Source organism: Phascolarctobacterium succinatutens YIT 12067 (assembly GCF_000188175.1).
GTDB classification, from domain to species: domain Bacteria; phylum Bacillota; class Negativicutes; order Acidaminococcales; family Acidaminococcaceae; genus Phascolarctobacterium_A; species Phascolarctobacterium_A succinatutens.
The window spans coordinates 1-6,527 of sequence record NZ_GL830862.1; the positions used below are offsets into that span (position 1 = coordinate 1).

Below are 6,527 nucleotides of genomic sequence, written 5' to 3' on the forward strand. Positions count from 1 at the left end.
CCCGTTTTTCCTACAAAAACTTTACGCTAGCACGGAAAATTTTATGTATACACAGAGGTCTTTAACCTGAGAGTTTAAATTCATGCTTTTGGCTTTTGTCCGATTTATTTTAAACCCTTACCCTTTTTCGCCTCATAATACAAATTAAGACAGTTTATTGTGATTAAAATCTCACAAGCTTGACGTAAAAGCAAACTCAGTTTTCGCACACATTTCTCTCTTTCTTCTCCTGTAATTGGTAATTTCTCCTGTTTTCTTCATTACCTTTCACGCCAATAAAAAAGCGTACATACTCACACTCCGTATGTACGCTTCTTTCTTGATCTGTCAGCTTAAAGCAAGCAAATTTTTTATTTTTTCGGAGTAATTGCCAACACACGCGCCGGCAAGCCGGTCGCTCCTTCAATGCGCGGCCAAGCAGCAACAAGCAATGCTCCCGCAGGTGCCACGCGGTCCAGGTTCTGCAGCACTTCAATCTGCAGCTTGCCCTTGCCCAGCACATAGCGCTCGCACGCCAAATCTCCTGCCTTGGCAGCCTCTGCCGAAGCATCTGTATCCAGTGTTTCGTGGCCGTTGGCTGCAGCATTGCGCTCTTCATAAATATATTGCAGCGCCGGCAGAGACCAGCCGGGGAAGTTTTCGCTGCCGTCGGCAGCAATACCGCTCAGCTTATCCATATCCGGCCAGTTTTTATACCAGTCGGTGCGCAGTGCCACAAAGGCACCGTCGGGAATCGCTCCGTATTCTGCCTCATAAGCCTTGATGTCCTCCACCGTTACGGCGTAATGCACATCCTCCGCCACCTTGGCTGTGATATCAATCACGCACAAGGGAAACAGCATCTGCTGCGCGCCGAACGCTTCAGATAAAGGCATATCCTTAACAAAGTGACCGGGAAAGTCAATGTGTGTGCCGTATTGGCCGGGAAATTTGAAGGTCTGAATCAAACATTCCAGCATCGGGTTGCCCCAATCGAAAACTGTCTTGCTAACCTCTACCGAGCCTGCGGGAATACCGCTCCACACCGGGCTGTCGTTGTTCATGGAGTGGGAAAGCTCCACCCATTCATAAGCATCTGATTGCATTTCTGCTAACATGTTCCATAATTTGTACATAAGAAAACCCCCTCAATAAAAAATATTGGTCCTCACTATTATCTTAGTACATCGATAGGAATTTGTAAAGCAGATATTTTAACAACGGAATTTTTGTACCAATGCAAAAGACCCGCCACCGCTAAAAAGCGGCAGCGAGTCCTTTTATATGTAATAATTATATCTTAATTAATCTCTCAGCTTAGCCTTATATGCTTCGGCAACCTCAGCGATTACCTTCTTCATAGAAGCATCAACCTCAGCGTCGGTCAGGGTGCGGTCAGCAGCCTGATAGGTCAGGTTAAAGGCCATGGATTTGCAGCCTGCGGCAACCTGCTTGCCGGTGTAGATATCGAATACACGCACACCCTGCAGCAGCTCGCCTGCATGCGCACGGATAACCTGCTCCAGCTCGGCATTGGTTACCTCTGCCGGAACAACAACGGCAATATCACGGCTCATGCTCGGGAACTTGGGCAGATGCTTGTATTGCGGTACAGCGGTTGCGCTTGCTACCAAAGGCTCTACGGCCATTTCCAGCACGTAGGTAACCTGATCCAGCTCAAAGTTTTCCTGAACTACCGGGTGTACCTCGCCGAAGGAGCCGATAACCTCGCCATTAACAACGATGTCACAGCTCTTGCCCGGATGCAGGTACGGCTGTTGGCTGCGAGTCATGGTGTAATCGCTCACCTGCATTGCTTCCAGCAGGCCTTCAACGATGCCCTTCATATCATAGAAGTCAACGCTGCCCTTATCATCGCACCAGTTGAGTGCCTTGCGGCTGCCGCTCAGTACTGCGGTCAGCAGCTGACGCTCTGCGGGATCCTCGGTCAGCGGCAGTGCCTTCGGCAGGAAGATACGGCCGATTTCAAACAGAGCAACACTGCTGTTGTGGTTGCGCAGGTTAAAGGAGGCAGTCTGCAGTGCGCTCGGAACCATGGTGGTACGCATTACGGAGAAGGCGTCGGTAATCGGGTTCAGCAGCTCAATGCAGTTACGGCGTGCATCATCTGCCGGCAGCAGCATTTTATCGTAAGCGTTAGCCTTGATGAAGCTGTAGGTCATCATTTCGCTCAGGCCTGCGCCTACCATGTAATCCTGTACATCATCCTTAACATCGTCCAGTACAGACTGGCTGCCTTGGGTGATGGTCAGCTCCGGCTGATGGCTTTCGATGAAATCATAGCCATGCATACGCGCAATTTCTTCGCTGATATCGGCATCGCAGTCGATATCACGGCGCCAGGTAGGAGCGGTAATCAGCAGCTCGCCGTCCTTTGCTTCTACACCGAAGCCCAATTTGCTAAGGATAGCAACCATTTCGTCCTCAGCGATGTTTACGCCGATGCGGCCGTTAATCTTTGCTGCGGTAGTGGTGATTACCGCCGGCTTCAGCTCTTCCGGATAAGCCTCTACGATACCGCTGAAGGTTTCGCAGGCACCCATTTGCTCCAGCAAGTGAGCAGCACGGTTCAGTGCGTCATGGTCGCGGATGGTATCTACGCCACGCTCAAAACGACCGCTGGCTTCACTGCGCAAGCCCAGCGCACGGGAGGTGCGGCGAATGGAAGGACCGTGGAAGGAAGCAGCCTCCAGAATAACGTTCTTGGTTTCGTCGGTAACCTCGGTCAAAAGACCGCCCATAACACCGCCAAGACCGGCAGCCTTTTCGGCATCACCGATGGTAATCATAGCGGAGGTCAGCTCACGCTCCCTGCCGTCGAGGGTAACAAGCTTTTCGCCCTCTTCTGCACGGCGCACAATCAGAGTGTGGCCTGCAACCTTGTCGGCATCATAAGCATGCATCGGCTGGCCCAGCTCCAGCATTACATAGTTGGTTACGTCAACTACGTTGCTGATGGGGCGCACGCCGCAGGCACGCAGACGGCGCTGCATCCATTCGGGAGAAGGCATAATTTTGATATCCTTCAGCACGCGGGTAGCAAAGCGGGAGCAAAGCTCCGGTGCGTCAATTTTTACGTTTACATAATCGCTGGCCTTACCTGCAGCAGCTTCCTTAACGTCCATAGCGGGCATTTTCAGCGGGCAGCCGGTAATAGCGCTGATTTCGCGCGCCAGACCGATAATGCTGAAGCAGTCGGCACGGTTGCTGGTCAGGTCGATATCGATAACGGTATCATCCAGGCCTAAAACGGTTTTGATGTCTACGCCAATCGGAGTGTTTTCCGGCAGAATGAAGATGCCGTTTCTTTGCTCCGGCAGCAGCAGCTTGGATTCAATGCCCAGCTCATCGGCACTGCACAGCATACCGAAGGAATCAAGGCCGCGCATTTTAGCTTTTTTCAGCTTCAGGCCTTGCGGGTTGCGCTCGCTCGGAGGCAGTACGCTGCCAACTACGGCAACAGGCACAATGTCATATTGATGTACGTTTTGCGCGCCGGTAAGAATCTGCACCGGCTCGCCGCCTTGGCCGTAATCCAGCATGCAAACCCACAGGTGGTCGCTGTCCGGGTGACGATGAATTTCCATAACCTTACCGGTGATTACACCCTCCAGGCCCTTGCCCAGTTGGGTAACGGTGTCAACCTCCAGGCCGACACGGGTAATTTTATCGCACAGCTCCGCAACGGAGATGTTAATATCTACATATTGTTTTAACCATTCTAAAGATGCAAGCATGATTGATCCTCCTTATTTGAACTGACTGATGAAGCGTTGGTCGTTTTCGAAGAACAGGCGCAAATCGTCAATGCCGTATTTCAGCATAGCGATACGTTCAACGCCCAGACCAAAGGCAAAACCGGTCATTTTCTCGGGATCATAACCGCTCATGCGCAGTACGTTGGGATGTACAACACCGGCGCCAAGGATTTCCAGCCAGCCGCTGTCCTTGCATACATGGCAGCCGCCGCCCTTAGCATGGCAAATCGGGCAGGATACGTCCACTTCTACAGAAGGCTCGGTGAACGGGAAGTAGGAAGGACGCAGGCGAACCTTAACATCCTCGCCAAACATTTGCTTACAGAACAGCTCCAGAGTGCCCTTCAAATCTGCCAGGCTGATGTTTTTATCTACAACAAGGCCTTCTACCTGATGGAACATCGGGGAGTGGGTTGCGTCGTAGTCGCAGCGGTAAACGGTACCGGGGCAAATCATGCGAATCGGAGTGTTAGGCTCCTTGCTTTCCAAAGTACGCGCCTGCACGCCGGAGGTTTGGGTGCGCAGCAGATAATTTTCGGTAATATAGAAGGAATCCTGCATATCCAGTGCCGGATGATCAGGCGGCAGATTCAATGCGGTGAAGTTGTGGTATACATCCTCAATTTCCGGACCGTCACAAACATCAAAGCCCATACGCATGAAGATTTTCTTAATCTCACGCATGGTCAATGTTACGGGATGCAGATGACCGGTTTTCGGCTTGCGGCCCGGCAGAGTAATATCAACCTGCTCGTTAGCGAGCTTGTCAGCCAGCGCTTTTTTCTCCAGCATGGCAGTTGCTTCGTTGATTTTGCCTTCCAGCTCAGCCTTGATTTCGTTAACAATCTGGCCGATTTTCGGACGCTCTTCGGCAGGCAGCTTGCCCATGCCGCGCAGGATTTCGGTCATCGGGCCTTTTTTGCCCAGATATTTGACGCGCAGGTCCTTAAGCGCATCAAGAGAAGTTACGGCAGCAAGCTCTTCTAAAGCCTGTGCTTTTAATGCTTCTAATTTTTCTTTCATTGATTTCATCCTTTCTTCATTGGACTGCTTAGAAAGTATCAGATATGCGGAATAACCGCAGCAGATGATGCTTTATCAGCTGTCAGCCAAAAATAAGAAAACGCCCCTGCAAAACTGATAAGTTTACAGGGGCGAAAAAATTTCGCGGTACCACCCAAATTTGTTCCTTCATTTGCAAGCTTTAACGCAGCCTTACGCCCACCCTACGCAGCCATGCGGCCTTCAGGCAGGACACTCCCAAGGGAACTTCGGCATAATTTTGTGTGCGAAGCTTACAGCCGGCGACTTCGCTCTCTTAAACACAGCCTTAAGCCTACTTGCTTGTTCATCGTGTTATCAGGGGTCGATTCAATTTGATGTTTATTATAGCACTTTTTGAGCAAAAGATAAAGAGGGGAAAAATGATTTATTATTTTCTCCTTTCATCCAGCCTATTTGCTTTTCGTCCAAAATTGGTATATAATTGGACGAAAGTAACAAATATTGGACAAAACCGCCCCTTGAAATCAGCTTTTCATATGGCGGTTAATTTTACTCTATTTTTAATACCCTCATTTAACTCTAAAATAGCAAGTGCTTTTCCCCTTGCCTTCTTTTTGCAATTCACCGGAAAGCACCAGCTTACGCAGAGCAGCTTCAATAGAGCTGTCGCTAAGCGTAGAACAAAGCTCACGAATATCCTGCTTATTAAAGCGTCCAATTTTATTTTCACTTGCTCTACGTACCATTTCCAGCGCAGAAAGCTTAGGCTCAATGATAGTCATACGTTCTTCAAAGTCTTTATAAGCAGCAAGAATGGTCCCCAAAATATATTTTACAAATGGTATAGCATCTTCCTTACCCTCATGCCAGCCTATTTGCGAATCAGCCAACGCTTCATAATATAAATCCTTATTCTGCGCAACTTTAGCTTCCAAAGAAATATATTTTCCAACATAAAAACCACTTCTATACAAAAGTAAGGTTGTCAGCAAGCGGCTCATTCTTCCATTGCCATCATTAAAGGGATGAATGCATAAAAAATCATGAATAAAAATAGGTATAGCGATAAGCGGTTCTAGCTCCGAATTGCCTATAACCATATTATATTCTTCACAGATACGCTCAAGCGCTTCCGGTGTTTCGTAAGGAGCAAGCGGTGTAAATAAAATCTTAGTACTACCATCCGGGTAAGTAGCACTGATATAATTTTGCACGCTTTTTGTTCTTCCTGCAAGCGGGTTATTCATATGTCCATACAAAATTTTATGAAGCTGTAAAATATAGTTTTTGGAGATGGGGATAACATCGAAATTCTCATGTATTATATTTAATACATCACGATAGCCGGCAATTTCCTGCTCATCACGATTTCTCGGTGTTGTTTTCTCGTTTACAAGCTCACGTATTCTAGTGCTAGTCGTAACAATGCCCTCAATCGCATTAGACGCTTCCGTACTTTGAATTTTTGCTATTTCTACCAGCTTATTTAGCTCTTCCGGCCGTTGCTTTACAAAAAGCTCCTGTTTACCTGCCTCTTTATAAATTGCAGCTATCAAGCTCAAAATTTCTGAATCCCATTTTTGTTCTCTAATTATTGAGTAGTTAAAGCTTCTCATTCCCTTACTCCTCCTTCCATTTCCTTAAATTATACCATAAAATAAGGGAATCACCAATAGGATAAGGGAAAATCGCCCCCTGAAATCAGCTTTTCAGAGGGCGATTAATTTTTTCAGGCATTGGTCCAAATTTTGGGGTTGGGCTGTT

4 protein-coding genes and 1 other annotated feature are annotated in these 6,527 nt (G+C 48.2%); all 4 genes read right to left on the minus strand.

Annotated elements, in window-relative coordinates:
- Positions 1–350: 350 nt before the first annotated feature.
- The 4 genes from HMPREF9443_RS02350 to HMPREF9443_RS02365 all read right to left on the minus strand — a co-directional run bounded on the left by HMPREF9443_RS02350 (position 351) and on the right by HMPREF9443_RS02365 (position 6,379).
- Complete coding sequence (locus tag HMPREF9443_RS02350; RefSeq protein ID WP_009144900.1) at positions 351–1,115, minus strand: cyclase family protein; 765 nt, start codon at positions 1,113–1,115, stop codon at positions 351–353.
- Positions 1,116–1,283: 168 nt separating this feature from the next.
- Entirely contained in the window at positions 1,284–3,737 is a 2,454-nt protein-coding gene (gene pheT / locus HMPREF9443_RS02355; RefSeq protein ID WP_009144901.1) for a phenylalanine--tRNA ligase subunit beta, read from the minus strand.
- A 12-nt stretch (positions 3,738–3,749) separates the two neighbouring features.
- Positions 3,750–4,781 (minus strand): phenylalanine--tRNA ligase subunit alpha, encoded by a 1,032-nt coding sequence (gene pheS / locus HMPREF9443_RS02360; protein ID WP_040564813.1) that lies wholly within the window; start codon positions 4,779–4,781, stop codon positions 3,750–3,752.
- Between the two features lie 124 nt (positions 4,782–4,905).
- Positions 4,906–5,119: a binding site (T-box leader), on the minus strand.
- Between the two features lie 213 nt (positions 5,120–5,332).
- A complete protein-coding gene (locus HMPREF9443_RS02365; protein WP_009144904.1) occupies positions 5,333–6,379 on the minus strand; it encodes a Fic family protein in 1,047 nt (348 codons plus the stop codon).
- Between the last annotated feature and the right edge of the window lie 148 nt (positions 6,380–6,527).